Annotated in this window: 3 protein-coding genes; all 3 read right to left on the reverse strand. The window is 67.0% G+C overall.

Annotation, left to right across the window (positions count from 1 at the left end):
- Nucleotides 1–211: 211 nt before the first annotated feature.
- From RMO85_RS06205 to RMO85_RS06215, 3 genes are read right to left on the reverse strand one after another with little or no spacing between them, the layout of a single operon-like run.
- Nucleotides 212–982, reverse strand: coding sequence for an ABC transporter permease (locus RMO85_RS06205; protein ID WP_310527552.1), 771 nt, complete (start codon nt 980–982; stop codon nt 212–214).
- On the reverse strand, nt 979–2013 hold the full coding sequence (locus RMO85_RS06210) for an ABC transporter ATP-binding protein (protein WP_310527554.1): 1035 nt from the start codon (nt 2011–2013) through the stop codon (nt 979–981). The genes RMO85_RS06205 and RMO85_RS06210 overlap by 4 nt, the downstream gene beginning before the upstream one ends.
- Nucleotides 2006–2656: an ABC transporter permease gene (locus RMO85_RS06215; RefSeq protein ID WP_310527555.1), complete on the reverse strand. Its 651-nt coding sequence runs from the start codon at nt 2654–2656 to the stop codon at nt 2006–2008. Before RMO85_RS06215 ends, RMO85_RS06210 begins: the two co-directional genes overlap by 8 nt.
- Nucleotides 2657–2773 lie beyond the last annotated feature (117 nt).

Consider the following 2773-nt stretch of genomic DNA (forward strand, 5'->3'; position numbering starts at 1 on the left):
ATGTACTGCTCGGAGAAGTCCTTGGACCCGACGGTCCCGGTGAGGCCCTCGAGGTTGCCGCCGCCGCTCGAGCCGCTCGAGTCGTCCGAGCCGCCGCAGGCGGACAACAGGACCATCGAGCTGAGCGACAGCATCAGCATCATCTTCTTCTTCATGGTTTTCCTTCGGTGAGGGGGTGATGGGTTGACGATTCCCGAGAGTGAGCAGAGATTCAGGAGAGACCGCGGGGTCGCGCATACTCCTCGACCAGACCCGCGAGCCAGTCGATGAGGATGGCGATTCCGGCCACGAGGCCGGCACCGACGACAAGGACCGGGTAGCGCTGCAGCTTCAGGCCGTTGACGATCATGTCGCCGAGGCCACCAGCGTTGATGAAGGTCGCGATGGTGGCCACACCCACGGCGAAGACGAGGGACGTGCGCAGGCCGGCCAGGATCACTGGGGAGGCCAGCGGCAGCTCGATCCGGAAGAGCACCTGGGTGCGCGTCATACCCATGCCGAGCGCGGACTCACGAACCGCGCCGTCGACCTCAGCGAGGCCGGTCAGGGTGTTGCGCAGGACGGGGAGGAACGCGTACGCCACCAGGGCGATCAGCGCCGTGCTGAAGCCCGTCTTCCACACGATGGCGAGCAGGATCACCACCCCCACGGCCGGAGTCGCCTGGCCGATGTTGGCGAGGGCCAGGACGACGGCACGCAGGAGCCGCGACTGCGAACGGTGGATGAGGACTCCAGCCGGGATGGCCAGAGCCGCAACCAGGGCCGAGGCAGCGAGCGAGAGCTGGAGGTGCTCGATGACCCGGGCCACGATGTAGGAGCCGTTGAGGGTGCGCTCCTCGATGGAGTCCAGCTCGGCTCCGGCGAGCCAGATGGCGACACCGGCGGCCACCACGGCCACCACCACCGGAGCGGCGAGGATCCGCCACAGGTGTCCCCTGAGGCTGGGCCCGGACAGCCCGGCGTTCGTGGTCGTCGCACTCATGACGACACACCGCCCCCCGCACCGATCCGCGACAGGGCCGCGGAGATGTCGGCGTGGGTGAGCTGGCCGAGCCGGACCCCGTCGGCGTCGATGACATCGACCGCGGTCTCGCCGGTGACGACGAGGAGGTCCAGCGCGTCTCGCAGAGTGCTCTTCGGGTCGATGCTGGGGCGGTTGCCCACGGCTCCGAGCGCCTCGGAGAGCGGGGCACTGCCCACCGGCATGAGCGCGAGCCGCTTGAGCGCGGCGCCCGAACCGATGAAGGACGCGACGTAGTCATTGGCCGGCGCCGCCAAGATCCGGGCAGGCGTGTCGAACTGCTCGATCTGGCTCCGCTCGCTCAGCACGGCAATCCGGTCGCCGAGGCGCACCGCCTCGTCGAAGTCGTGGGTGACAAAGATGATGGTCTTGCCGATCGCGGCCTGGAGGCGGAGGAACTCCGTCTGCAGCTTCTCGCGGGTGATGGGGTCGGTGGCACCGAACGGCTCGTCCATCAGCATCACCGGCGGATCGGCTGCCAGCGCCCGGGCCACGCCCGCACGCTGCTGCTGCCCACCGGAGAGCTGCCGGGGGTAGCGCTTCGCGAAGACGTCGGGATCGAGCTGCACGGTCTCCAGCAGCTCCTCGACCCGGAGATTGATCTTCTCCTTGGACCATCCGAGCAGGCGCGGCACCGTCGCGATGTTGTCCGCAATGGTCATGTGCGGGAACAGGCCGATCTGCTGGATGACGTAGCCGATGTGGCGCCGCAGCTCGTGCGGGCGGAGGCTCAGGACGTCTTGGCCGTCGATCCGGATTGAGCCGGCTGTCGGCTCGATGATCCGGTTGACCATCTTCATGGTGGTGGTCTTGCCGCAGCCGCTCGGGCCCACGAACATGACGAGCTCACCGGGCTCGATGCGCATCGAGAAGTCCTCGACCGCGTTGGCGACCTGCCCGGGGTAGGTCTTGGTCACGCTCTCCAACTCGATGCTGACCCCGCCCGGGGCCGTCGCGGAGGACGGGAAGATGCTGCTGGACTGCTCAGCCACGGAGACCCCTCGGTGTCGTGTAACGGGTGATGAGGACAAACAGCGCATCGGCAAGCAGGGCGAGGATGATGACCCCGACGGTGCCGCTCAGCGCGTAATTGAGAGCGTTCTTGGAGCCCAGGGACGACAGGCCCTTGAAGATGTACTGACCGAGCCCGGGCCCTGCGACGTAGGCACCGATGGCCGCGATGCCGATGGCGAGCTGAGTGGCCACCCGGATGCCGGTCAGGATGATCGGCCAGGCCATTGGCAGCTGCACGCGGATCAGGGCCGTTGCCGGCGTCATCCCCATGCCGCGCGCCGACTCGAGGACGTGCTCGGGCACTTCTCGAAGACCGACGACCGTGTTGCGGATGATCGGCAGCTGGGAGTAGAGGACAAGGGCCACGACGCTGGGTCCCCAGCCGAGGCCGAGCACCGGACTCAGGAGCGCCAGCAGCGCCAGGGACGGGATCGTCAGCATGATCGCGGCCGACATGATCGCGATGGCCCGTGCCGAGGCACGGTCCCACACGAGCAGACCGATGCTGACGCCGATCACCGTGGCCAACGCCACCGACAACGCGACGACCATCAGGTGCTCGAGGAACATCTGGGTCAGGTCGTCCGAGCGACGATCGAGGAACTCGACCAGATCTCCCATCATGACCACCTTGGGTTCGAGTGACGTACGCCACACCTGTTCATGGCCGGAAGAATCACATCACGCAACTCTGGGGACAACCCTTGTTGTGTATATGACAACGCAGTACCGTCAGGT

The organism is Nocardioides sp., assembly GCF_031422975.1.
Lineage (GTDB): Bacteria > Actinomycetota > Actinomycetes > Propionibacteriales > Nocardioidaceae > Nocardioides.

Coding starts and splice junctions, on each gene's coding strand:
- RMO85_RS06205 (WP_310527552.1), bottom strand. CDS start 982: ATGAGTGCGACGACCACGAACGCCGGGCTGTCCGGGCCCAGCCTCAGG.
- RMO85_RS06215 (WP_310527555.1), bottom strand. CDS start 2,656: ATGGGAGATCTGGTCGAGTTCCTCGATCGTCGCTCGGACGACCTGACC.